This window comes from Pseudomonas sp. TE12234, from assembly GCF_054061835.1.
In genome coordinates, this window is record NZ_JBSSEP010000001.1 from 405728 (window position 1) to 429665 (window position 23938).

General features: G+C 60.7%; 24 protein-coding genes and 1 other RNA gene. 14 read left to right on the forward strand and 11 right to left on the reverse strand.

Features of this window, described 5'->3' with window-relative positions; genetic code table 11:
• Positions 1-59 precede the first annotated feature (59 nt).
• Both ubiD and ACVWYU_RS01915 read left to right on the forward strand, forming a co-directional pair.
• Complete coding sequence (gene ubiD, locus ACVWYU_RS01910) at positions 60-1526, forward strand: 4-hydroxy-3-polyprenylbenzoate decarboxylase (RefSeq protein WP_090326443.1); 1467 nt, start codon at positions 60-62, stop codon at positions 1524-1526.
• Positions 1526-2494, forward strand: a complete 969-nt coding sequence (locus ACVWYU_RS01915) for a CDP-6-deoxy-delta-3,4-glucoseen reductase (RefSeq protein ID WP_457371784.1) — start codon at positions 1526-1528, stop codon at positions 2492-2494. The genes ubiD and ACVWYU_RS01915 overlap by 1 nt, the downstream gene beginning before the upstream one ends.
• Before the next feature lie 47 nt (positions 2495-2541).
• On the opposite strand, the gene ACVWYU_RS01920 is transcribed toward ACVWYU_RS01915, so the two are convergent.
• The gene (locus tag ACVWYU_RS01920) at positions 2542-3018 is read right to left on the reverse strand and encodes a sn-glycerol-3-phosphate transporter (RefSeq protein WP_457371911.1); all 477 of its coding nucleotides are present in this window, start codon (positions 3016-3018) and stop codon (positions 2542-2544) included.
• Between the two features lie 350 nt (positions 3019-3368).
• On the opposite strand from ACVWYU_RS01920, the gene ACVWYU_RS01925 reads away from it, so the two are divergent.
• Complete coding sequence (locus tag ACVWYU_RS01925; protein WP_457371785.1) at positions 3369-4037, forward strand: gamma-glutamylcyclotransferase; 669 nt, start codon at positions 3369-3371, stop codon at positions 4035-4037.
• A gap of 112 nt (positions 4038-4149) precedes the next feature.
• Here ACVWYU_RS01925 and ACVWYU_RS01930 read toward each other — a convergent pair whose 3' ends face one another.
• Positions 4150-5127 (reverse strand): NADPH:quinone oxidoreductase family protein, encoded by a 978-nt coding sequence (locus tag ACVWYU_RS01930; RefSeq protein WP_457371786.1) that lies wholly within the window; start codon positions 5125-5127, stop codon positions 4150-4152.
• Positions 5128-5277: 150 nt separating this feature from the next.
• On the opposite strand from ACVWYU_RS01930, the gene ACVWYU_RS01935 reads away from it, so the two are divergent.
• Positions 5278-5685 carry a flagellar basal body-associated protein FliL gene (locus ACVWYU_RS01935; RefSeq protein WP_247254382.1) on the forward strand — a complete coding sequence of 136 codons (408 nt, stop codon included), beginning with the start codon at positions 5278-5280 and terminating at the stop codon, positions 5683-5685.
• A 34-nt stretch (positions 5686-5719) separates the two neighbouring features.
• Here ACVWYU_RS01935 and ACVWYU_RS01940 read toward each other — a convergent pair whose 3' ends face one another.
• The 4 genes from ACVWYU_RS01940 to ACVWYU_RS01955 form a co-directional block, all read right to left on the reverse strand.
• Complete coding sequence (locus tag ACVWYU_RS01940) at positions 5720-6838, reverse strand: ABC transporter permease (RefSeq protein WP_090326428.1); 1119 nt, start codon at positions 6836-6838, stop codon at positions 5720-5722.
• Complete coding sequence (rbbA, locus tag ACVWYU_RS01945) at positions 6838-9561, reverse strand: ribosome-associated ATPase/putative transporter RbbA (RefSeq protein ID WP_457371787.1); 2724 nt, start codon at positions 9559-9561, stop codon at positions 6838-6840. Before rbbA ends, ACVWYU_RS01940 begins: the two co-directional genes overlap by 1 nt.
• Complete coding sequence (locus ACVWYU_RS01950) at positions 9558-10523, reverse strand: HlyD family secretion protein (protein ID WP_247254384.1); 966 nt, start codon at positions 10521-10523, stop codon at positions 9558-9560. Before ACVWYU_RS01950 ends, rbbA begins: the two co-directional genes overlap by 4 nt.
• A gap of 132 nt (positions 10524-10655) precedes the next feature.
• The gene (locus ACVWYU_RS01955; RefSeq protein WP_457371788.1) at positions 10656-11105 is read right to left on the reverse strand and encodes an EVE domain-containing protein; all 450 of its coding nucleotides are present in this window, start codon (positions 11103-11105) and stop codon (positions 10656-10658) included.
• 196 nt (positions 11106-11301) lie between these two features.
• Here ACVWYU_RS01955 and ACVWYU_RS01960 point away from each other — a divergent pair, with 196 nt between their 5' ends.
• Positions 11302-11457, forward strand: a complete 156-nt coding sequence (locus ACVWYU_RS01960; RefSeq protein WP_090326416.1) for a hypothetical protein — start codon at positions 11302-11304, stop codon at positions 11455-11457.
• Between the two features lie 34 nt (positions 11458-11491).
• On the opposite strand, the gene ACVWYU_RS01965 is transcribed toward ACVWYU_RS01960, so the two are convergent.
• The 4 genes from ACVWYU_RS01965 to ACVWYU_RS01980 all read right to left on the reverse strand — a co-directional run bounded on the left by ACVWYU_RS01965 (position 11492) and on the right by ACVWYU_RS01980 (position 12916).
• Positions 11492-12097 carry a 5-formyltetrahydrofolate cyclo-ligase gene (locus tag ACVWYU_RS01965; protein ID WP_247254386.1) on the reverse strand — a complete coding sequence of 202 codons (606 nt, stop codon included), beginning with the start codon at positions 12095-12097 and terminating at the stop codon, positions 11492-11494.
• Between the two features lie 86 nt (positions 12098-12183).
• A non-coding RNA gene (gene ssrS, locus ACVWYU_RS01970) (6S RNA) lies at positions 12184-12362 on the reverse strand.
• A gap of 30 nt (positions 12363-12392) precedes the next feature.
• A complete protein-coding gene (locus tag ACVWYU_RS01975) occupies positions 12393-12710 on the reverse strand; it encodes a cell division protein ZapA (RefSeq protein ID WP_090326411.1) in 318 nt (105 codons plus the stop codon).
• Entirely contained in the window at positions 12707-12916 is a 210-nt protein-coding gene (locus ACVWYU_RS01980) for a TIGR02449 family protein (RefSeq protein WP_007982902.1), read from the reverse strand. The genes ACVWYU_RS01975 and ACVWYU_RS01980 overlap by 4 nt, the downstream gene beginning before the upstream one ends.
• Positions 12917-13108: 192 nt before the next feature.
• Between ACVWYU_RS01980 and ACVWYU_RS01985 the strand changes: the two genes are divergently transcribed.
• From ACVWYU_RS01985 to gcvH, 9 genes are all read left to right on the forward strand, one after another.
• Positions 13109-13669: a YecA/YgfB family protein gene (locus tag ACVWYU_RS01985; RefSeq protein WP_090326407.1), complete on the forward strand. Its 561-nt coding sequence runs from the start codon at positions 13109-13111 to the stop codon at positions 13667-13669.
• 26 nt (positions 13670-13695) lie between these two features.
• Entirely contained in the window at positions 13696-15030 is a 1335-nt protein-coding gene (gene pepP, locus ACVWYU_RS01990) for a Xaa-Pro aminopeptidase (protein WP_390957663.1), read from the forward strand.
• Positions 15027-16214 (forward strand): 2-octaprenyl-6-methoxyphenyl hydroxylase, encoded by a 1188-nt coding sequence (gene ubiH, locus ACVWYU_RS01995; RefSeq protein WP_090326402.1) that lies wholly within the window; start codon positions 15027-15029, stop codon positions 16212-16214. The genes pepP and ubiH overlap by 4 nt, the downstream gene beginning before the upstream one ends.
• Positions 16207-16692 carry a DUF4442 domain-containing protein gene (locus ACVWYU_RS02000; protein ID WP_090326400.1) on the forward strand — a complete coding sequence of 162 codons (486 nt, stop codon included), beginning with the start codon at positions 16207-16209 and terminating at the stop codon, positions 16690-16692. Before ubiH ends, ACVWYU_RS02000 begins: the two co-directional genes overlap by 8 nt.
• 9 nt (positions 16693-16701) lie before the next feature.
• A complete protein-coding gene (locus tag ACVWYU_RS02005; RefSeq protein WP_247254539.1) occupies positions 16702-17919 on the forward strand; it encodes a 2-octaprenyl-3-methyl-6-methoxy-1,4-benzoquinol hydroxylase in 1218 nt (405 codons plus the stop codon).
• A gap of 246 nt (positions 17920-18165) precedes the next feature.
• Positions 18166-19170, forward strand: a complete 1005-nt coding sequence (locus ACVWYU_RS02010; protein ID WP_457371789.1) for an extracellular solute-binding protein — start codon at positions 18166-18168, stop codon at positions 19168-19170.
• A gap of 185 nt (positions 19171-19355) precedes the next feature.
• Positions 19356-20972: an ABC transporter permease gene (locus ACVWYU_RS02015; protein WP_457371790.1), complete on the forward strand. Its 1617-nt coding sequence runs from the start codon at positions 19356-19358 to the stop codon at positions 20970-20972.
• Between the two features lie 156 nt (positions 20973-21128).
• Positions 21129-22211, forward strand: coding sequence for a glycine cleavage system aminomethyltransferase GcvT (gene gcvT / locus ACVWYU_RS02020; protein WP_090326388.1), 1083 nt, complete (start codon positions 21129-21131; stop codon positions 22209-22211).
• A 47-nt stretch (positions 22212-22258) separates the two neighbouring features.
• Entirely contained in the window at positions 22259-22642 is a 384-nt protein-coding gene (gcvH, locus tag ACVWYU_RS02025) for a glycine cleavage system protein GcvH (protein ID WP_457371791.1), read from the forward strand.
• 46 nt (positions 22643-22688) lie between these two features.
• Here the strand turns inward: gcvH and ACVWYU_RS02030 are convergent, their stop codons facing one another.
• The gene (locus ACVWYU_RS02030) at positions 22689-23828 is read right to left on the reverse strand and encodes a DegT/DnrJ/EryC1/StrS family aminotransferase (RefSeq protein WP_196585223.1); all 1140 of its coding nucleotides are present in this window, start codon (positions 23826-23828) and stop codon (positions 22689-22691) included.
• Between the last annotated feature and the right edge of the window lie 110 nt (positions 23829-23938).

The following is a 23938-nucleotide window of genomic DNA, read 5'->3' on the forward strand; positions in this document are numbered from 1 at the left end:
CTGCTGTTTGACCGTCAGAGCAGGTAGGATGTACGCCTATTTTAGGGGTGCCATCTTCAATGAAATTCAAGGATCTTCGGGATTTCGTGCAGCAGCTTGAGCAGCGCGGAGAGTTGAAACGCATCCAGATCCCCGTCTCTCCTGTGCTGGAGATGACCGAGGTCTGTGACCGTACGCTGCGGGCCAAAGGCCCGGCGCTGTTGTTCGAAAAGCCAACCGGGTACGACATTCCGGTGCTCGGCAACCTGTTCGGTACGCCTGAGCGGGTGGCCATGGGCATGGGCGCCGAATCGGTCAGCGAACTGCGCGAGATTGGCAAGCTGTTGGCGTTCCTCAAGGAACCCGAGCCGCCGAAGGGGCTGAAAGATGCCTGGTCCAAGTTGCCGATCTTCCGCAAGATCATCTCCATGGCGCCCAAGGTCGTCAAAGATGCGATCTGCCAGGAAGTGGTCATTGAAGGTGATGACGTCGACCTTGCCATGTTGCCGGTGCAGACCTGCTGGCCTGGGGATGTCGCCCCGCTGATCACCTGGGGCCTGACTGTCACCAAAGGCCCGAACAAGGATCGGCAGAACCTCGGCATCTACCGCCAGCAAGTGATTGGCCGCAATAAGGTCATCATGCGCTGGCTGAGCCACCGCGGCGGCGCCCTGGATTACCGTGAGTGGTGCGAGAAGCATCCGGGCCAGCCGTTCCCGGTCGCCGTGGCGCTGGGCGCCGATCCCGCGACCATCCTCGGCGCCGTGACCCCGGTGCCCGATACCCTCTCCGAATACGCCTTCGCCGGCCTGCTGCGTGGTAACCGCACCGAACTGGTGAAGTGCCGTGGCAATGACCTGCAAGTGCCGGCCACGGCCGAAATCATCCTTGAAGGCGTGATCCATCCAGGCGAGATGGCGGACGAAGGTCCGTACGGCGACCACACCGGTTACTACAACGAAGTCGACAGCTTCCCGGTGTTTACGGTCGAGCGCATTACCCACCGCATCAAGCCGATCTACCACAGCACCTACACCGGGCGTCCACCGGATGAACCGGCGATTCTCGGGGTGGCGCTGAACGAAGTGTTCGTGCCGATCCTGCAGAAGCAGTTCCCGGAGATCACCGATTTCTACCTGCCTCCCGAAGGTTGCTCGTATCGCATGGCCGTCGTGACCATGAAGAAGTCGTATCCGGGCCATGCCAAGCGGGTAATGCTCGGCGTCTGGTCGTTTTTGCGACAGTTCATGTACACCAAGTTCGTTATCGTCACTGACGACGATATCAACGCACGGGACTGGAACGACGTGATCTGGGCCATCACCACGCGCATGGACCCCAAGCGCGACACGGTGATGATCGAAAACACGCCGATCGACTACCTCGACTTCGCCTCTCCGGTGTCCGGTCTGGGTTCGAAGATGGGGCTCGATGCCACGCATAAATGGCCGGGCGAAACCACGCGGGAGTGGGGTCGGGTCATCGTCAAGGACGAAGCCGTGACCAAGCGGATCGATGCCATCTGGAATCAGTTAGGAATAGATTGATGCGTGTAACTTTGCAGCCCTCCGGAGCGGTGCTGGATATCCTGCCCGGCGAGCGGATTCTCGATGGCGCACGCCGTCTGGGCTATGAATGCCCGCAAAGCTGTCGTAACGGTAATTGCCACGTGTGTGCCGCGCTGCTGGTGGAGGGGCGTGTCGAACAGGCCGGTGGTGTGCGCGACCATGGTGAGTTCTACACTTGCATAGCAGAGCCGCTGGAAGACTGCATCGTGCTGTGGGATGGCGTGCTCTCGCTGGGAGAGTTGCCGGTGCGCAGTCTGTCGTGTCAGGTCACCAGTTGCACCGACGTCGGCGGTGATACCTGGCGGGTACGGCTGCGGGCGCCGGCCGGCAAGCCGCCGCGTTATCACGCGGGGCAGTATCTGATGATTCACCGGGACAACGGCGAAAAGTCGTCGTTTTCCCTGGCCTCGGCTCCATCAGGCGGGCGCGATCTGGAAATCCATGTGCTGGCGCGCGAAGCCAGTGCGCTGAACCTGATCAAACAATTACAACGCGAAACGATGGTGCGGATCGACATGCCGTTCGGCGACACGCACCTGGCCGAGTTGCCAGACGGTCCTCTGGTGCTGATCGCCGCAGGTACCGGCATGGGTCAGGTCCACGGTCTGATCGAACATTGCCGTGCCACGGGATTCAAACATCCCGTACACCTGTATTGGGGTGTGCGCCGTCCGGACGATTTTTATCAAATCGAACATTGGGACGAGTGGCTGAAGTTGCCCAATCTGTTCCTGCATAAAGTCGTCAGCGATCAGTGCGGATGGCCGGGGCGTTGCGGCATGTTGCATGAAGCCGTTCGCGAGGACTTCCCGGATCTCAAGGCACTGCACGTGTATGCCAGTGGTTCGCCGGCGATGGTCTACGGCACGCTGGATGCGCTGGTCGAGGCGGGGATGGACGCCCACCAGATGCGAGCCGACGTATTTGCGTACGCGCCGCGATCTTGATCCGCGATCTTGATCCGCGCTCTTGATTGCCACCCGGCAGGCCCTTTCTAGAAGCGTATGCCCGTCGTCACCATGGCCGCGTTGGCGCCGAGGAACACCAACTCGGCGGCCAGCGGGCCGTAGTGCGCGCCAACGGATGGAATGATCACCGGCGCAATGCCGAAGTGGTTGAGTGGAATCTTGTCCTTGTACCGGCCGCTGTAGCCCTCGAGCAGCCCGCCGGTCAATTTCAGATACACCGGATACTCGGCACTCTCATAGCGTTTGCCGGCATAGGCATAGTTGGAGCGCTGGCTGAACGAGTTGCGAAAAGTTGCTCCACCAAATACCCAGCCAGACGCTTCATTGCGTTCAATGCCAATCAGATCCTGATTGTTATTGTGGTCGGGATCAGGTGAGTAATGTCGGGTGTAGATGCTGGTCTGTGCATACCAGAAGCCTTTGTCCTGTTGTGCATCATCCGCTGCCAGAACATGGCCAGCCTGGACCATCAACAACATGGCAAAAAGCCCCGGTTTTCTCATCATCCAGCCTCTGTTAAACGGTATGGCTTACGCCTGAGGGGGCTTTATACGTGTACGCCTGGCAACGGGGAAGGCAGAAAATCCGAGAGTTTAGTAGGAAATTTCCTGCGCATTATGAACCTGCCCTGAACAGGCCGAATGCCTATGCATATGTCATTCAGGTATTTAAGCCATTTCCAAAATGGTATTAGGCTATATAAAACGAGGTGGCTGCAGTGATAGCCGGTATTTAGGGGCATCACGAGTGTCATACATCCCTTAGCACTTTTCGTTTTACAGTTACTGCTATATGTTCTATGTAACGAAATTTGCTGCATCTTGTAATACTTGTGGGGCCGAACACTTCCGCCATGACAGCCATTGAATCGACTTTTCTGAATCTGGCTTACCCTCCGCGGCTCGATCTGGGGCCGCAGCTCACTCATGAACAATTGCTCAGCTCGATGCAGTCGACCATGGCACGCCACAAGGGCGGCCCGGTCTGGTTGTTCGCGTATGGGTCACTGATCTGGCGTCCCGAATGCACGGCGGTTGAGCGGGTTCGCGGGCGGGTGCATGGCTACCATCGCGGTTTGTACCTGTGGTCCCACGAACATCGCGGCACGCCGGAAATGCCCGGCCTGGTGTTTGGTCTGGATCGCGGCGGCTCTTGCAGTGGATTTGCCTATCGATTGCCGGAAGAGCAACTGGAGGCTTCGCTGTACGCGCTCTGGAAACGGGAAATGCCCTTTCCGTCCTATCGCCCGCACTGGCTTAATTGCCGACTTGAAGACGGCAGCCAGGTTCAGGCGTTGGGATTCGTTCTGGAGCGGCACCTGCCCAGCTATGCCGGTAACTTGCCGGATCACGTGCTCAGTCATGTGTTTGAAAACGCTTGCGGGCGCTACGGCACTACTCGCGATTATGTCGAGCAGACCGCCCACGCCCTGCGTAGCCACGCCATGCCGGACCGGAATCTGGAAGCGAGGCTCAAGCGCTGTAAAGCCAAGTCCCATCAGTCGGATGCGCCGCCGATGTGAAAGGGCGCAGGAAACATTACCTGCGCGCCCGCTTCGTGGCTTTAGAGCTACGAATGAACAGGCCAGAACAACCTCGTCAGTTGTTCTGGCCTTTTTGGTCTCTGGCGAAGGCTCAGCGAACCTGCACCACCACTTTCCCGACGGCCTTGCGCTGGCTGAGGTCATTGATGGCCTGAGCGGCGTTGCTCAACGGGTAGACCTGCGATACCAGTGGCTTCAACTTGCCTTCGGCAAACCAGCCAAACAATTGCTGGAAGTTCGCCGCGTTGTCCTGAGGCTGACGCTGGGCGAACGAGCCCCAGAACACACCAAGCACCGCTGCGCCCTTGAGCAAGGCCAGGTTCACCGGCAGTTCAGGGATACGCCCACTGGCAAAGCCAACCACCAGCAGGCGGCCGTTCCAGGCGATGGCGCGGATGGCCTGGTCGAACAGGTCGCCGCCCACCGGGTCGTAGATCACGTCGGCGCCCTGGCCATCGGTCAGGCGTTTGATTTCGTCCTTGAGGCTGGTTTCGCTGTAGTTGATCAGTTCATCGGCACCGGCGGCCTTGGCCACGGCGAGTTTTTCCGCGCTGCTGGCGGCGGCGATGACCCGAGCGCCCATGGCTTTGCCGATTTCCACGGCGGCCAGGCCGACACCGCCGGAAGCGCCGAGAACCAGCAGGGTTTCACCCGGTTGCAGGTTGCCCCGTTGCTTGAGCGCATGCATCGAGGTGCCGTAGGTCATGCTGAAGGCGGCGGCAGTATTGAAGTCCATGGAAGGCGGAATCGGCAGCACGTTGTAGCCCGGCACCGCGACCTGTTCGGCGAAACTGCCCCAGCCGGTCAGGGCCATGACCCGGTCACCGACTTTCAGGTGGCTGACCTTTTCGCCTACCGCGCTCACCACGCCGGCGGCCTCGCCACCCGGAGAAAACGGGAAGGGCGGTTTGAATTGGTATTTGCCCTCGATGATCAGCGTGTCCGGGAAATTGACCCCGGCGGCGTGCACGTCCAGCAGGATTTCGTTCTTCTTCGCGACAGGACTGGCGACGTCTTCCAGCACCAGCGATTCGGCGGGGCCGAAGGCTTTGCACAGCACGGCTTTCATCAGGGCTATTCCTTTGGGAGTGATGGCCGATAAGTGTAGGTGTGTGAGTCGATGGGTCAACGAGCATGCCCGGCCCTGATAGTCAGCCATAAGCTTGTGCTTGAGCGGCGGGTCGTTATGCTAGGCCGCAAACCGGATAAGGAGCGAATTGTGAAAGCGTGGATCGTGTTGATGATGGCCCTGTCTCTGCCTGTGGCAGCAGTGGCCGAAGAGGCAAAAGAAGGTGAGGCTCCGAAGGTCAATTACATCACCCTCAGCCCGCCGTTCGTGGGCAACTATGGGTTGGACGGCACGCCGAAGCTCAAGGTCTACAAGGCCGACGTGGCGTTGCGAGTGACCGGTGACGAGGCCACCAAAGCGGTGAAAGCCAATGAACCGCTGATCCGCAATCAACTGGTGGCGCTGTTTGCCCAGCAGACCACCGAGACGATGAACAACGTCGAAGCCAAGGAAAAACTGCGTCAGGAAGCCCTGAAGCAAACCCAGCAAGTCATGAATGACGAAACCGGCAAACCGGTGGTCGAGGATCTGTTGTTCAACAATCTGATCATCCAGTAACGCTGGATCTACAGGCATTGGCTTGAGCAGCGCTTCAGGACGCCAGGCTCTTGCGAAACCGCATCAGCGCGATCGCAAAGAACAGCAGGCCGATGCCGGCGAGCTCGAGCAAGTCCGGCCACACCACGCTCAGCCCGGCGTCGCGAAACAGGATCGCGGCGCCAAGGCTGACGAAATGTGTCGATGGCGACCCCTGCATCACCCATTGCAACCATTGCGGCATGCTGTCGAGCGGCGTGCTGCCACCGGACAGCAGCAGCATCGGAATGATGACCGGAATGGCCAGCAGGCCGAACTGCGGTGTCGACCGGGCCAGGGTCGCGAGGAAAATCCCCAGCGCCGTACTGGCGAACAGATAAACCGCGGTCACCATCAAAAACAGACCCATGGAGCCGGCCAGCGGCACGCCGAGTGCGCCTTTGACGATCACTTCCAGTGAGATCCAGGTGCACACCACGACGACGAGCATGTTGCTCCAGATTTTCGCCAGCATGATCTCCAGCGCTGTCAGCGGCAGCACCAGCAAATGGTCGAGGGTGCCGTGTTCGCGCTCACGCAGCAATGCAGTGCCGGTGAGGATGATTGCGAGGATGGTGATGTTGTTGACGATCTGAATCACGGCCAGGAACCAGCCACCTTCCAGATTCGTGTTGAACAGCGAGCGGGTAGTCAGCAGGATCGGCGCCTGGCTGGCGGGATCGCTTTGACCACTGTAGGTCAGCAATTCGCGCTGGAATATCCGCCCGATGTAGCCGGCCCCCATGAATGCCTGGCTCATGGCCGTGGCATCGACATTCACCTGCACCGCAGGCTGGCGACCGGCCAGCAAATCCGTCTGGAAATTCGCCGGCACGTTGATTACAAAGGTGTACCGGCCACTGTCCAGGACCTGATCGAGTTGCCCGTAAGGCAGCGGTACAGGGCGCTGAAACTCGGGTGGTTGCAGGGCCTGGGCCAGTTGTCGTGACAGGTGGCTGTGATCTTCGTCCACCATCGCCACGCTGGCGTTGTGCACGCCGATCACCGAACCGGCGGCCGGCATGTAGATCGCCACGGTGAAGGCGTAGAACAGAAACACCAGCAATACGCTGTCGTGCCGCAAGCTGGTCAGTTCCTTGATGCCCAGACGCAAGATGTGAGCAAGCTTGTGCATCAGGCCTCCTGCTTTTTCAGCATGATCAGGCTCAGCCCGGTAAACCCGAGAAAGAACCCGAACAGCGCCAGGCATTGCGGCCACAACTGCCGCAGGTCCAGCGCTTTGGTGAAAGTGCCGACGGTGATATCGAGGAAATAGCCCGCCGGAAACAACATTCCCATCACCGCCGCCGCACCCTCAAGAGAAGAGCGCGGCACGATCAGCCCGGAAAACTGGATGGTTGGCAGACTGGTGATGATCATGGTGCCGAGGATGGCGGCGATCTGGGTCCGGGTGAACGCCGAGATCAACAGCCCCATGCTGGTCGTGGCCAATACGTAGAGCAGTCCGCCGAAGGCCAGGGTGAGGCCGCTGCCCTTGAAGGGCACGCCGAACAACCAGCGGTTCATCGCCGTCAGCACGGCCAGATTGATCAGGCTGATCAGCAGATACGGCGCCTGTTTGCCCAGCAGGAATTCCAGGCGGGTGAGCGGCGTGGCGTAGAAGTTGGTGATCGACCCCAGTTCTTTCTCCCGCACGATCCCCAGGGCCGTCAACATGGCCGGGATGAACGCGAGGATCAGCGCCATCACCCCGGGGCCGATGGCGTTGACGCTGACCACGTCCTGGTTGTAGCGGAATCGGGTTTCCAGTTTGGCCGCCGCGGGGGCCTTCAGTGCGGGGCTGCTCTGTTCGGCCAGTCGCTCCAGATCTGACTGGTGCACCGCTTCCACATAGTTGCGACTGGTTTCGGCACGAAACGGCATGCCCCCATCCAGCCAGGCCGCCACAGTGGGTTGGCGTCCGGCGTACAGGTCGCGACCAAAGCCAGGCGGGATCTCCAATGCGAGTTTGATTTCCGAGCGCTGAAGGCGTCGATGCAGTTCTTTCGTGTCGCGGATCGGGGATTGTTCGGCGAAGTAGCGAGAGCTGCGAAAGGCCTCCAGGTAGGTGCGGCTTTGCGGCGTCTGGTCTTGATCGAACACGGCGAAAGCGAGGTTTTCCACATCCAGCGAAATGCCATAGCCGAAGATCACCATCATGAAAATGGCCCCGAGCAAGGCAAAGGCCATTCGCACTTTGTCGCGCAGCAATTCCTTGCCTTCGCGGGTGGCCACTGCCACCAGTCGCCCGACACTGAAACCGCGCTCTTTCATTGGCTTGGCCGCTGTGACAGGTGCGTCGACCGGGGCTGGCGGAGTCGGTGTCTCGGCCGTTCCTTGAGCCTGTTCCAGACAGGTGACAAACGCAGCCTCCAGGGTTTCGCCGTTGAACTGTCGTTGCAGCGCTGCCGGGGTGTCACAGGCCAGCACCTTGCCGGCGTGCATCAGTGAAATGCGGTCGCAGCGCTGGGCTTCGTTCATGAAGTGGGTGGAGAGGAAAATCGTCACGCCTTGCTCGCGCGACAGTTCGATCAGCAGTCGCCAAAAGTCGTCTCGCGCCGCCGGGTCGACACCGGACGTGGGTTCGTCGAGGATCAGGACTTCCGGTCGATGTAACACCGCGACGGCCAGTGACAGCCGTTGGCGCAAGCCCAACGGCAAGGCGCCGGACTGTTGGTCGGCCACACCGCCCAGGTTGAAGCGCTGGATCAGTTCGTCGATGCGCCGGACGCTATCGGCCTTGGGCAGATCGAACAGGCGGGCGTGCAAGTCCAGGTTTTGCCGCACGCTGAGCTCGCCATACAGCGAGAAGCTCTGGGACATGAAACCGACCCGTTTTCGCGTGGCCAGGTCCTTGGCGTTCACCGGGTTACCCAGCAACGTGGCGCTGCCTTCGCTGGCCGGCATCAGCCCGGTGAGGACTTTCATGGTGGTGGTTTTGCCGCAGCCATTGGAGCCGAGGAAGCCGAAAATTTCGCCGCGACCGATGGCGAAGCTGACCTTGTCCACGGCGGTAAAATCGCCAAAGCGCAGGGTCAGGTCGTGGGCCTCGATGGCAATGTCGGTAGTGGAGCCGGTCCGGGGAGGAATCACCAGCGGCTGGTTGTCGTGGCCACTGTCGCCCTGGAAATGTGTGAACGCCTCGTCGAGTTTGCCGCCGGGCGTGACGGCGGCCAATTCGCTGCTCAGGCCCGTGGCAATCAACCGACCGCCGTCGAGCATCAGGCAATGTTCGAATTGCTCGGCCTCTTCCATGTACGCGGTAGCGACCAGCAGTGTCAGTTGCGGGCGTTGACGCCGCACATCGTCCACCAGTTCCCAGAAGCGCCGCCGGGACAAGGGATCGACGCCTGTGGTCGGTTCGTCGAGGATCAGCAGGTCCGGCTCGTGGATCAGCGCACAGCAGAGCCCGAGCTTCTGCTTCATGCCGCCAGACAGTTTGCCGGCCGGGCGATCGGCAAAGTGCAACAGATCGGTGGCCAGCAGCAAGTTGTGCCTGCGCTGGTCGCATTCGGCTTTTGAAAGGCCGAACAGTGTGGCGAAAAACTGGATGTTCTCGCTGATCGACAATTCAGGATAAAGGTTGCCGCCCAGGCCCTGAGGCATGAAGGCGATACGCGAGTAGAGGCTATTGCGATGGCGACGGTCCTGAATCGAGCCGTCAAGCACGTTCAATTGACCTTGTTGCAGGGTTTTCACGCCTGCGATCAAACCCAGCAAACTCGACTTGCCGGCACCGTCCGGGCCGATCAGGCCGCAGCGTGTGCCGGTGGGCAGGCTGAAACTGATGTCGGTCAGGGCCTGCTGTTTGCCGTAAAGGTGGTTGATGCCAGTGGCTTGCAGCGCCAGGCCAGTCATTGCAGGTTGGCCGGCCAACTGATCGGCGCGGTACGTACATAACCGGCACCGGGCATTCCCGGCTTGGCCTGGGGCAGGGCGCCTGGGTCAGTCAGGCGCAGTTTGACCCGGAACACCAGTTTTTGCCGTTCGTCGCGGGTTTCGACTTCCTTGGGGGTGAATTGCGACTTGGCGGCGACGAAGCTGATTTTGGCTGGCTGCGGGTGATCGGGCAGGGCATCGAGCAGGATCCGTGCATCATCGCCAACCGCCAGGCGTCCGGTAATGGAAGCTGGAAGGTAGAGGTTCATGTACTGGTCGCTGGGGTCTATCAGCAATAGCACCCGCCCCCCGGCACCCAGCACCTCGCCGGGTTCGGCCATGCGCAACTGGATGACCCCGTCGATGGGGGCTCGCAGGCTGCTGTCATCGATTTCGCTGGTCAACATCGCCACTTGGGCCTGGGCTGCGCCAATCGTCGCGCTGACCGCCGATACCTGGGCTCTGGAAGCGGCGACTGCGGCAACGCCTGTGTCCAGGCGCGCCTGTTGTTGATCGACGACCTGGCTGCTGACGAAACCGTGCTTTATCAGTTCCTGGGAGCGCTTGAGCTCCTGTTGAGCCAGCAGTTGTTCGCTCTGGCGCAGTTGCACGTTGGCCTGGGCGGCGGACAGGTTTTCCCGGGCACGCAGCACCTCGGCTTCAGCCTGGTTGCGCTGGGCTTCGAGGGTGCGGGTATCCATGCGAGCCAGCAGTTGGCCCTTGGTGACCTTGTCGCCTTCATCGACGAACACCTCTGCCAGGCGTCCGGGTGTCTTGCTGGCGATCTGCACTTCGGTGGCTTCAAGGCGGCCGTTGCCGACGTACAAGCCTTCGGGCAGCCGGTCATGCATTGACTTCCAGTAACCGAAACCACCGGCGGCCAACAGCAAAACCATCAACGAACTGGCGAAGAAAATCGAAGAGCGACTGTGGGTAGACATGCGGGCATCCTGCGGCTGTTGCGTCCTAGTCTGGTTGATCGAGCACCGGGGCGATTTGATACCAGTCAACTGAGGGGCAAGCCTAACCTGATTGGTCAGGCAAAGTAGGACGATCGGCGCCTTCTGCTTTATTTAGCGTAATTCGAGGACGGCCGCCCATTGCTCGGCGGTCACCGGCATTACTGACAATCGACTGCCTTTCTGCACCAGTGGCATTTGCGCCAGTGCGGTCTGCTGTTTCAGGTAATCGAGCTTCAACACCCTGGGAAACGTCTCGACGTGCGCGACATCAATCGCGCTCCAGGCGTTTTTCTCCGGTGAGGCCTTTGGGTCGAAGTAGTGGCTTTCTGGTTCCAGCGCCGTCGGGTCCGGATAAGCGGCTTCAACGATCTTGCCAATCCCGGCAATCCCCGGCTCGGGGCAGCTGGAATGGTAGAAGAAGAACTCGTCGCCGACCGCCATGGCCCTTAGGAAATTGCGCGCCTGATAGTTGCGAACCCCGTCCCAGCGCGCTTTGCCGAGCTTCTCCAGACCTTTGATCGAGAGTTCGTCGGGCTCGGATTTCATCAGCCAATAGGCCATGGTTTTAGCTCCTTGCGAGGTCATTGGGCGGCTTGTCCGGCCATTTTATGACAAACCGACAGTCGGTTGACGCCAGCATTTGCGTGCCGGTTCACGTTGTCGCAAAATGCCGGCCTTTAGAGCTTGACGCTGCTGCACGGCCTACAAACGGAAACCGCTGCTGTCATCGTGTTGATATGCCTTTGGGGGGCAATCGATGAAACGCAAACCGGATTTACTATGGATTTTGGTTATTTTGTTCGGCCTTGGGGTCGTGACTACCGGCTATGCCCAAAGCCTGTGGACCAACAAGACCGATGCCCCGGTCGAAGTCGCACAGTTACAACAACAGTCGACCGCTTTCAAACGCTGAACCCGTCTCTCGACGCCGCTGATTCCGGTGGCGTCTAGCCTGCGTAATACCAAGCCTTGTCTGTCACCGTGCCCTGCAACGGTACATCCCAGCTCGCCTGAGCCAGGCGCTCTACCTTCTGGCATTCATGGGCCAGCCCCAGCAGCGTCGGTTTGCGCCAGTCATGCCGGCGCGACAGATAGGCCAGGCTGCGATCATAGAAGCCGCCGCCCATGCCCAGGCGTCCGCCGACATCGTCAAATCCCACCAATGGCAGCAGCACCAGGTCCAGCGCCCAGACTTTGCGTTGTCGGGCGAGGTTGTGCCTGGGTTCGAGAATCCGGAAGCGATTGGGCTTGAGTTTTTCGCCAGGGCGAATGCGCTGGAACACCATTTTGGTGCGCGGCCAGGCGCTGAGCACCGGAAGATAGGTGGCCTTGCCCCGACGCTGGGCGGCACGCAGCAGCAGGCGCGGATCGATTTCACCGTCGGTGGGCAGATAAAGAGAGATGTGTCTGGCGCGGCGAAACAGCGGTTGCTGGGCCAATTGCCTGTACAGTCCGCGAGCGGCCTGGCGCTGCTGACTGGCGGTCAGTGCACGGCGGGCCTTGCGCAGCATGCGTCGAAGTTGCGGGCGGGGAAGCAGCGCAGGTTCGGTCATGGATTCGGGCTTCAGCAGATCGGGTACGTGAAGCGTACCCGTAAAAACGCCGATGCCGGTATTAAAACCGGCATCGGACTGGAATCAGGCTCCCCGGATGAACCGCTGTCGACTTAGCCCTTGAACCCGAAAGTTCAAGGTGGAAGATGCAGTAGGCTTTAAGGCTTTCCGTCTAGCGGACATGCACACCAGCCCAACGTGCAACCTCCAGGGTATAGCAAATCGGCTCAGGGACATCGCCAACTGGCAAGCACCCCAGGGAGTGTTGGGAGTATACCGCAAGCGTCGGCGCGAATCAGCCTTTGGTGACATCCGGATCGGTAGACAGCACCAGATCGACGCGATCAAGCAGGTCCCGTACCTGTTCGCGGGTCGAGCTGCTGGCCTGAACATCCGGGCGCTCTTCCTTGTGCAGCAGGTCGTGCGTGATGTTCAACGCGGCCATGACAGCGATGCGATCGGCGCCGATGACTTTGCCGCTGCTGCGGATTTCACGCATTTTGCCGTCCAGGTAGCGAGCAGCGCTCACCAGGTTGCTGCGTTCTTCCTGGGGACAGATGATCGAATATTCTTTGTCGAGGATCTGCACGGTGACGCTATTGCTTGAACTCATGAGTCTTGCTCCAGGGCCTTGAGGCGCGAAATCATCGATTCGACCTTACGCCGGGCGATTTCGTTTTTTTCAATGAGGTGAGCGCGTTCCTCGCGCCAGGTCTTTTCCTGAGCTAGTAAGAGTCCGTTTTGGCTCTTAAGTTGCTCGACTCGGGTAATCAGCAGCTCGAGTCTGGCCATCAGCGCTTGCAGGTCGGTGTCTTCCATTGTCTTCACTGTCTGATGGGGGCGAACTGTAGGCGCGAACCTGCTCGCGATGGTCGCCAACGTTACCGCTGGGGCTCTGACACCCCATGGCGTTCTCGGGTTCATCGCGAGCAAGCTCGCTCCTACAGAGGAGTCGATGTAGGATACAAGGCCTTCATTCTAGACATAGCGCCGTCTGGCGCCTAGCTACCCATGCCCATTCAGAATTCCCCGTACCAAGCCTTCGCCACCCTGCTGACTTCCAGCGGTCATCCTGTCTCGCCCGCCGAACTGCACGGCTTGCTGCTCGGCCGCAGCTGCGCCGGCGCTGGTTTTGATGCCGAAGGCTGGCTGATCGATGCCGCCGAGCTGCTGGAAACCGAGCCGCAGGAAAACGTCCGCAATGCCTTGATCGGCCTGCAGGAAATGGTCAAGGGCGAACTCACTGGCGACGACGTGACCGTCGTTCTGCTGCTGCCCACCGATGACGCCCCCCTTGCCGAACGTGCCGCGGCACTGGGTCAATGGTGTCAGGGCTTCCTCAGCGGTTTCGGCCTGAACTGCCGCGATAGCAGCATGCTGAGCACCGAGGCCACCGAAGTGTTACAGGATCTGGCGGCGATTTCCCAGGTCCAGGACGCTCTGGAAGAGTCCGACGACGGCGAAAACGACTATATGGAAGTCATGGAGTACCTGCGCGTTGCGCCGCTGCTGCTGTTCTCCGAAACCCGGAAGGCGGACGCGCCCGCTGCCGCCAAGCCGTCGCTGCACTGATCAACGCCAGGGAACGCCATCTGCCCATGATTCATATCCCGAAATCGGAATACAGCCGTCGCCGCAAGGCCTTGATGGCGCAGATGGAACCCAACAGCATCGCGATCCTGCCCGCTGCCGCGGTGGCCATTCGCAACCGCGACGTCGAGCACGTTTACCGCCAGGACAGCGACTTCCAGTACCTCAGCGGTTTTCCAGAGCCCCAGGCCGTGCTGGTATTGATACCGGGACGCTTGCACGGTGAGTACATCCTGTTCTGCCGCGAACGCAATGCCGAGCGAGAGTTGTGGGACGGCTTGCGTGCCGGGCAGGAAGGCGCGATCCGCGACTTCGGCGCCGACGACGCGTTCCCGATCACCGACATCGACGACATCCTGCCGGGCCTGATCGAGGGCCGTGACCGGGTGTATTCAGCCATGGGCAGCAACCCGGAATTCGACCGGCATCTGATGGAGTGGATCAACGTGATCCGCTCCAAAGCCAACCTTGGCGCCCAGCCACCGAACGAATACGTTGCCCTGGATCATTTGCTTCACGACATGCGCCTGTATAAATCGGCGGCAGAAGTGAAAGTGATGCGCGAAGCTGCAAGGATTTCCGCCCAGGCCCATGTGCGTGCCATGCAGGCCAGCCGTGCCGGGTTGCATGAATTCAGCCTGGAAGCCGAGCTTGATTACGAGTTCCGCAAGGGCGGGGCGAAGATGCCGGCCTACGGTTCGATCGTCGCGGCGGGGCGCAACAGTTGCATCCTGCATTACCAACAGAATGACGCGGTGCTCAAGGACGGCGATCTGGTGTTGATCGACGCCGGGTGCGAAATCGACTGCTACGCCAGCGATATCACGCGCACCTGGCCGGTCAACGGCAAATATTCTGCGGAACAGAAGGCCATCTACGAATTGGTGCTGGCGGCGCAGGAAGCGGCGTTTGCCGAGATCGCCCCGAACAAGCATTGGAATCAGGCCCACGAAGCCACGGTTCGGGTAATCACAACGGGGCTGGTCGAGTTGGGGTTGCTGCAGGGCGATGTCGACGAACTGATCGCCAGCGAAGCCTACAAGGCGTTTTACATGCACCGTGCCGGGCACTGGCTGGGCATGGATGTGCATGACGTCGGTGAATACAAGGTCGGCGGCGAATGGCGCGTGCTGGAAGTCGGCATGGCGCTGACCGTGGAGCCGGGGATCTACATCGCCCCGGATAACCAGAATGTGGCGAAGAAATGGCGCGGCATTGGCGTGCGCATCGAGGACGACGTGGTGGTGACCAGAACCGGCTGTGAAATCCTGACCAAAGGCGTGCCGAAAACGGTCGCCGAGATCGAGGCCCTGATGGCCGAAGCACGGACACAAGCGGCATGAGTCGAGTCAATCTGGCGATTATCGGTGGTGGCCTGGTTGGCGCCAGTCTGGCGTTGGCCTTGCAGGCCGGGGCCAAGGCCCGCGGCTGGAAGATCGTGCTGATCGAGCCTTTCGCTCCCGGCCATACCTGGCAACCGAGCTACGACGCGCGTTCCACGGCGTTGTCCTTTGGTGCCCGGCAGATTTATCAGCGCCTGGGCGTGTGGCAGGAAATTTCCCGCCGCGCCGAGCCGATCAAGCAGATTCACGTCTCCGACCGTGGGCGCTTTTCCACGGCACGGCTGTCGGCGATGGAAGAGGGCGTTCCCGCGCTGGGTTACGTGGTGGAAAACGCCTGGCTCGGGCAATGCCTGTGGCAAGGCCTGGACAAGGACGTGATCAGTTGGCGCTGCCCGGCGGAAGTCACGCGCATGGAGCCGCTGACCGACGGCTATCGCCTGACCCTCAATGATGAAACCACCCTGGAATGCGACCTGGCTGTGCTCGCTGACGGCGGCCGTTCCGGCTTGCGCGAGCAGTTGGGCATCGGCATCAAGAAACGCCCGTACAACCAGAGCGCGCTGATCGCCAATATCACGCCGAGCGAAGCCCATAACGGCATGGCGTTCGAGCGCTTCACCGACGATGGTCCGATGGCCCTGTTGCCACTGCCGGACAACCGTTGTGCACTGGTCTGGACTCGCCAGGGCATGGATGCGCAGCGGCTGGCGGCCCTCGATGAACGCAGCTTCCTCAGTGAGTTGCAGGGTGTATTCGGCTATCGTCTCGGCACCTTGAAGCAGGTCGGCGCCCGTCATTTGTATCCGCTGGCGCTGGTAGAGGCCGAAGAGCAGGTGCGGCCGCATCTGGCTGTGCTCGGCAACGCGGCACACAGCCTGCACCCGATCGCCGGTCAGGGTTTCAACCTGTCCCTGCGTGATGCCCAGGCATTGGCCGATGCGCTGCTTGCCAGCGACGGAACGCCGGGCGATTTTGCGACCTTGCAGGCTTACCGTGAGCGTCAACGCCTGGATCAGAACCTCACGGTGGGCTTCTCCGACCAGGTCACGCGTTTGTTCGGCAGCACTCAGCCATTGGTTTCCATGGGCCGCAACCTGGGTCTGCTGGGCCTCGACCTGCTGCCGCCGGCCAAGCGCTGGTTCGCCCGGCAGGCGATGGGCCTGGGTACTCGCCCCGATGCTTGAATGGCTAACCAAAAAGATCGGCAAGGCGCGGCTGATGCGCTGGTTTATGGGTCTCTACCCGCCGTACCTCGGTGCCGGGGTTCGGGTGCGGCACATCAGCGATGATTTTCGCGACATCCAGGTGTCCATGGGCTTGAGCTGGTACAACCGCAATTACGTGGGCACGCAGTTCGGTGGCAGCCTGTATTCGATGGTCGACCCGTTCTTCATGTTGATGCTCATGGAAAACCTCGGGCGTCATTACATCGTCTGGGACAAAGCCGCCGACATCGACTTCATCGCGCCGGGCAAAGGCACGGTGTATGCCCGTTTCAACATCGATGACACCCTGCTCGACGAGATCCGTCGGCAGACTGCGGGTGGCGACAAGTACCTGCCGCAATTGCAGGTCGATATTCACGACGGCGCCGGCCACCTGGTGGCGCGTGTCGGAAAAACCCTTTACGTGCGGCTCAAGCCGCAAGCGAGACAGGCTTAAAGCATGGAAATGCGCGCAGATCTGCTGATTGTCGGGGCTGGAATGGTCGGCAGCGCCCTCGCGCTGGCGTTGCAGGACAGCGGGCTGGAAGTCCTGCTGCTGGACGGCAGCCCTTTGAGCGTCAAACCCTTTGACGCCCAGGCGCCATTCGAGCCGCGAGTGAGCGCCTTGTCTGCCGCCAGTCAGCGGATTCTTGAGCGACTGGGTGTCTGGGACGGCATCGTCAGCCGCCGCAGCAGTCCTTACCGCGATATGCATGTCTGGGACGGCAGCGGCACCGGAGAAATCCACTTCTCGGCCGCCAGTGTGCATGCCGATGCACTGGGCCATATCGTCGAGAATCGCGTGGTTCAGGACGCCTTGCTTGATCGCTTGCACGACTGTGACCTGGGCATGCTGGCCAATGCGCGCCTGGAACAAATGCGCCGCTCTGGCGACGACTGGCTGCTCACCCTGGCCGACGGCCGCACCCTGCGCGCGCCACTGGTGATCGCCGCGGATGGTGCCAATTCGGCGGTGCGGCGTCTGACCGGTGTCGCGACCCGCGAGTGGGATTACATGCACCATGCAATCGTCACCAGCGTGCGCAGCTCAAAACCTCATCAAATGACCGCCTGGCAGCGCTTTACCGATAACGGCCCGTTGGCGTTCCTGCCGCTGGAGCGGGACGGTCAGCAGGATTGGTGTTCGATCGTCTGGTCGACCACCCCTGGTGAAGCCGAACAGCTGATGGCCATGGATGACGAAGGCTTCTGTCGCGCGCTGGAGCGGGCCTTTGAAGGCCGGCTCGGTACTGTGCTCAGCGCTGACCCTCGTCTGTGTGTACCGCTGCGTCAGCGACATGCCAAGCGTTACGTCGCTGAAGGCCTGGCCCTGATCGGTGATGCGGCGCACACCATTCACCCGTTGGCAGGCCAAGGCGTAAACCTCGGGTTCCTCGATGCCGCCGTGCTGGCCGAAGTGCTGCTGCAAGCGTCGAGCCGGGGTGAACGTCTGGCGGATGTGAAAGTGCTGAGTCGCTACGAGCGCCGGCGCATGCCCCATAACCTGGCGTTGATGGCGGCGATGGAGGGTTTCGAGCGCTTGTTCCAGGCCGATCCGTTGCCGGTGCGCTGGTTGCGAAATGCCGGGTTGAAAATGGTCGAGCAAATGCCCGAGGCCAAGGCGTTGTTCGTGCGTGAGGCCCTTGGGTTGACCGGGGACTTACCGGCGCTGGCCAAGGCCTGAAGTGGGTATGGACCTGTGGCGAGGGGGCTTGCCCCCGTTGGCTGCGAAGCAGCCCCGGCATTTCTTCAGGCAGGACCTGCATTCCGATTTGCGACCGCTTCGCGCTCGAACGGGGGCAAGCCCCCTCGCCACAGGGTTAGTGTCTCCACGCAACATCTGGTAACTCCTCCGCAAACTGTTCGATTGAGAAGCTAAATGTGAGTCCTTATCATTTGCCCTCACTTTTTCAATCGAGGGACCGCTCCCATGTTGGCACCAAAGCGTCTATTGACCGCACTGGCCCTGACCCTGATCGGCAACACCGCCGCCCAGGCTGCCGACGAGGTGGTGGTCTACTCCTCGCGTATCGATGAGCTGATCAAACCGGTCTTCGATGCCTACACCGCGAAAACCGGGGTGAAGGTGAAGTTCATCACCGACAAGGAAGCCCCGCTGATGCAGCGGATCAAGGCCGAGGGCGAGAACGCTACCGCCGACCTGTTGCTGACCGTCGACGCCGGCAACCTCTGGCAAGCCGAGCAGATGGGTATCCTCCAGCCGTTCCCCTCGAAAACCATCGACGCCAATATCCCCCCTCAGTACCGCGCATCGTCACACGCCTGGACCGGCCTGAGCCTGCGGGCGCGGACCATCGCCTATTCCACCGAACGGGTGAAACCGGGTGAATTGACCACTTACGAAGCCCTGGCCGACAAGAACTGGGAAGGCCGCCTGTGCCTGCGCACGGCGAAGAAGGTCTACAACCAGTCCCTGACCGCGATCATGATCGAAGTCCACGGTGCCGAGAAAACCGAGAAGATCCTCAAGGGCTGGGTCAACAACCTGTCCACCGACGTGTTCTCCGACGATGTCGCGGTGCTGGAAGCCATCAAGGCCGGCCAATGCGACGTCGGCATCGTCAACACCTACTACTACGGCCGTCTGCACAAGCAGAAACCTGACCTCCCAGTGAAGCTGTTCTGGCCGAACCAGGCGGATCGAGGCGTGCACGTCAATCTGTCCGGCATCGGTCTGACCAGGCACGCGCCACATCCGGAAGCCGCCAAGGCGCTGGTGGAGTGGATGACCACGCCTGAGGCGCAGAAAATCTTCGCTGACGTCAACCAGGAGTTTCCGGCCAACCCTGCCGTGCATCCATCGGCTGAAGTCGCTGCCTGGGGGCAGTTCGTGGCCGATACCTTGCCGGTGGAAGTCGCCGGCAAGCGTCAGGCCGAGGCGATTCGCATGATGGATCGCGCTGGCTGGAACTGAGTTGCTTAGTAGACTGCGCCCCGCCAATGCGGGGCGTTTTGTCTATGGGCCAAGCGCCTTGGCCCTGTAGCCGGCTTGCCAGCGAAGGCGGTGTACCTGACAACCGTGCTGACCGGTTCACTGGATAGCCAGCTCCAGCAGGGGAGCTGCTGTTGTATCTATCTCATCCGTTAGAGAGTTTTTCCTTGGCCCACCCCGCCCAACGCCGCTGGTACCCGCTGGTCTTCGCCATCGCTGCGCTGGTCCTGCTGCCCCTGAGCGTTTTGCTGCTTTCCTGGCAAACCATCGATCAGCCAATCTGGTCCCATTTGTGGGACACGCAGATGTCACGCTTGCTGGGCAACACGCTGACGCTGGTGCTTGGCGTCGGTGTCGGCGTCACGTTGCTGGGCGTGAGCCTGGCCTGGCTCACCAGCCTGTGCGAATTCCCCGGCCGGCGTTGGCTCGACTGGGCATTGATGCTGCCGTTTGCGATACCGGCCTATGTGCTGGCCTTCGTTTTCGTCGGCTTGCTGGATTTCGCCGGCCCCGTGCAAACCCTGCTGCGCGAATGGTTCGGAACGGGCATGCGCTTGCCTCGGGTGCGTTCCACGGGCGGGGTGATTATGGTTCTGGTGCTGGTCTTTTATCCCTACGTTTATTTGCTGGCACGTACCGCGTTCCTGGCTCAGGGCAAGGGCTTGATGGAAGCGGCGCGCGTCCTTGGGCAATCGCCATGGCAGGCGTTCTGGCGGGTGGCCTTGCCCATGGCGCGACCGGCCATCGGCGCGGGTGTGGCATTGGCGTTGATGGAAACCCTGGCGGATTTCGGCGCGGTGTCGGTGTTCAACTTCTACACCTTTACCACCGCGATCTACAAGACCTGGTACGGGTTTTTCAGCCTCTCCACCGCCACGCAACTGGCCAGCCTGTTGCTGTTGGTGGTGATGGTGGTGCTGTACGGCGAGCGTCGCGCACGGGGTGCCAACCGGGCGAGTAATGAGCGGCCAAGGGTCAAGGCCTTGTATCACCTGCGGGGGTTCAAAGCGCTGCTGGCCATGAGCTGGTGCGGTCTGGTGTTTGCCTGTGCCTTTGTCATTCCGATGCTGCAATTGCTGGTGTGGTTCTGGCAGCGTGGACGCTTCGATCTGGATGAACGGTACGCCGGACTGATCGTCCACACCCTGTACCTGGGCGCGATGGCCGCGCTGATCACGGTCAGTGTCGCTCTGGTGTTGGCATTCGCCAGGCGCCTGGCACCCACGCCAGGGATCCGTGCCGGAGTCAGTCTGGCCAATCTGGGCTACGCCTTGCCCGGCTCGGTGCTGGCGGTGTCGATCATGCTGGCGTTCAGTTACCTGGATCGCGAGCTGGTGATGCCGCTCTCCGGTTGGCTCGGTGGGGCCGGCAAACCTTTGTTGTTGGGCAGTCTGTCGGCGTTGTTGCTGGCATATCTGGTGCGCTTCATTGCCGTGGCCTATGGCCCCCTGGAAAGCAGTCTGGCGCGTATACGGCCTTCTTTGCCCGAAGCGGCCCGTAGCCTTGGCGTCAGTGGCCCACGACTGTTTTTCAAAGTGTATCTGCCGTTGCTGCTGCCCGGCTCGTTGAGCGCGGCACTGCTGGTCTTTGTCGACGTGCTCAAGGAAATGCCCGCGACCCTGCTGATGCGTCCGTTTGGCTGGGATACGCTGGCGGTTCGGATCTTTGAAATGACCAGCGAGGGTGAGTGGGCGAGGGCCTCTTTGCCGGCGTTGACCCTGGTATTGGTCGGGCTGCTACCGGTCATCGGATTGATCCGACGTTCAGCACATCGAAACAGCTAGGTGTCAGTCCTACACCTTGCAGCTACAATGCGCGGCATTCGGTGCGGTCCGTCTGACAGACACGGTAGTGAAAATCGGCTGGAGGCCCTTTATTTCAAGGCTTTCACCCGAAAAGACATTCAACCGCACCTTCGCCACGCCCGGAAGGAGAAACCCATGGGACAGCGTACGCCTCTGTATGACCTTCATCTCGCCCTCGGCGCGAAGATGGTCGATTTTGGCGGTTGGGATATGCCTTTGCATTACGGATCGCAAGTCGAGGAACACCATCAGGTGCGCCGCGATTGCGGTGTGTTCGATGTATCCCACATGACCGTGATCGATGTCGGCGGGTCCCAGGCCAAGGCCTGGCTTCAGCATCTGCTGACCAATGACGTCGAACGTTTGCACAGCTCTGGCCGTGCCTTGTACAGCGCCATGCTCAACGAGCAAGGTGGCATCGTCGACGACATGATCGTTTATCGCCTCGACGACGGTTATCGCCTGGTAGTCAACGCCTCGACCCGCAATCAGGATCTGGCGTGGATGCAGGCTCATCTCGACGGCTTTGACGTGCAGCTCAATGAGCGCTCGGAGTTGGCGATGCTGGCCATCCAAGGCCCCCACGCCAGGCAAAAAGTAGGCGAGCTGGTCACCCAGTCCCGTGGCAATCTCATCCAGCTCCTCAAGCCTTTCGAAGGCCAACCCGATGGGGACTGGTTCATCGCGCGCACCGGCTACACGGGTGAAGACGGCCTGGAAATCATTCTGCCGGCCAATCAGGCACCGGGATTCTTCAACGATCTGGTCGGGGCGGGCATTTCCCCGATCGGCCTTGGCGCGCGGGACACCTTGCGGGTTGAGGCCGGCATGAATCTGTACGGGCAGGACATCGGCCAGGATGTTTCACCGCTGGTCTCCAACATGGCCTGGAGCATCGCCTGGGAACCGGCCACCCGCCAGTTCATCGGTCGTGCGGCACTGGAGGCTGAACAGGCCGGCGGTATACAGCATCGGCTGGTCGGGCTGGTCCTCGAGGAGCGTGGGGTATTACGCGCTCATCAAGTGGTCCGCATCGCTGATGTTGGCGAAGGGGAGATCACCAGTGGTAGTTTCTCTCCTACGCTTAGCAAGTCGATTGCACTGGCGCGCGTGCCAATGGCAACTGCCGACCGCGCAGAAGTGGAAATCCGTGGCAAGTGGTACCCGGTCCGAGTGGTCAAACCGACCTTCGTACGCCATGGCAAAACCTTGATTTAACCTATTCTGGCGGCATTGACCGCCGACAATTCCCGAGGATACAGAACATGAGCGATATCCCTGCCGACCTGCGTTTTGCCGAAAGTCACGAATGGGCACGCCTGGAAGCCGATGGCACCGTCACCGTGGGCATCAGCGATCACGCGCAGGAAGCGCTGGGTGATGTGGTGTTTGTCGAGCTGACCGACGTCGGAAAAACCTTTGCAGCCGGTGATCAATCCGGTGTGGTGGAATCGGTAAAAGCCGCGTCCGACATCTACTCCCCGGTTGCCGGTGAAGTGATCGCGATCAACGAAGAACTGAGCGGCTCGCCAGAGCTGTTGAACTCCGACCCGTACGGCGCGTGGATCTTCAAACTCAAGCCAAGCAACGCCGCTGACCTGGACAAGCTGCTCGACGCGGCGGGTTACAAGGCCGCCATCGGCGAGTGAGACCCGCCCCGCAGGAGCCGGCAAGCCGGCTCCTGCAAGGTTGGACTCAAGGCTTCAGTACGGCTTTGACCGCTGCCACCGAACGCTCGACGTCCGCTTTGGTCATCGCGGTAAACATCGGCAGCGAGACAATCAAGCGTCCCACCCGTTCGGCTGTCGGGAACATCCCCTCCTTGAAACCGCGCTCGCGGTAAAGACTCAGCAAGTGAATCGGCGGGTAGTGATAGCCGATACCGATACCCAATGCCTGCATCTGTTCCATGAAGGTGGCTCGGGCCGGTTTGCCATCCTGACGCTCAGGCAATACCAGCTGGAACAAATGCCAGTTGCTGTTCTCGAAGTCCGCCGGGGGGAGTTGCGCCCCGTATTGCGCTTCAAAATCTTCGCCAAAGCAGCTGAAGTAGTGTTTGGCCAGTTCACGCCGATGAGCGGTAATCGCTTCGAGATGAGCAAATTGCCCCAGGCCGATGGCTGCGGCGACATCGGTCATGTTGAACTTGCCGCCCAGCACATCGACGTCCAGGCCATCAAAGCCGCTGCGCGTAACGCCTTGCAGACGGTACTTTTCCGCCAGCTTCACTTCTTCGGCATTGTTCAGCACCAGGCAGCCGCCCTCCGACGACGTGACGTTCTTGTTTGCCTGAAAGCTGAAGGAAACGAAATCGCCGGTCGAACCGATGCGCTGGCCGTTCCAGCTGGAGCCCAACGCTTGTGCCGCGTCTTCGATGATCCGCAGGCCATGCTTGTGAGCCAGGGCGTACAAGCGAGTCATGTCCACGGGCAGCCCGGCCAGATACACCGGGATGATGGCTTTGGTGCGCGGGGTGATCGCGGCTTCCAGTTGATCCAGATCGATGTTGCGGGTCACCGGGTCGATGTCGGCAAACACCGGTGTGGCGCCGACTTCCAGAATAACGTTGGCGGTGGCGACCCAGGAAATCGGGGTGGTGATCACTTCGTCACCGGCTCCGATGCCGGCAATGCGCAAAGCGATTTCCATGGTGCAGGTGCCGGAATTGAATGTGCGCACCGGGCGTCCGCCAAAATATTCCGACAGTTGCGCTTCAAAGGCCTGAACCTTGGGGCCGCTGGTAATCCAGCCCGAACGCAGGACCTCGCCGACGGCGGCGATGGTGGCCTCGTCGATAGTGGGTTTGGAGAAGGGCAGGAAAGGCAGTTGGCTCATAAATGTAAGCACCTCAGCAGCAGATATTGAGTAAGCGACGGACATGATGATCCGTAATGCCCGGCAGCGCCATGCTCTCGGTGTCGGCAGCGGCTGCTATGCTGGTTTGA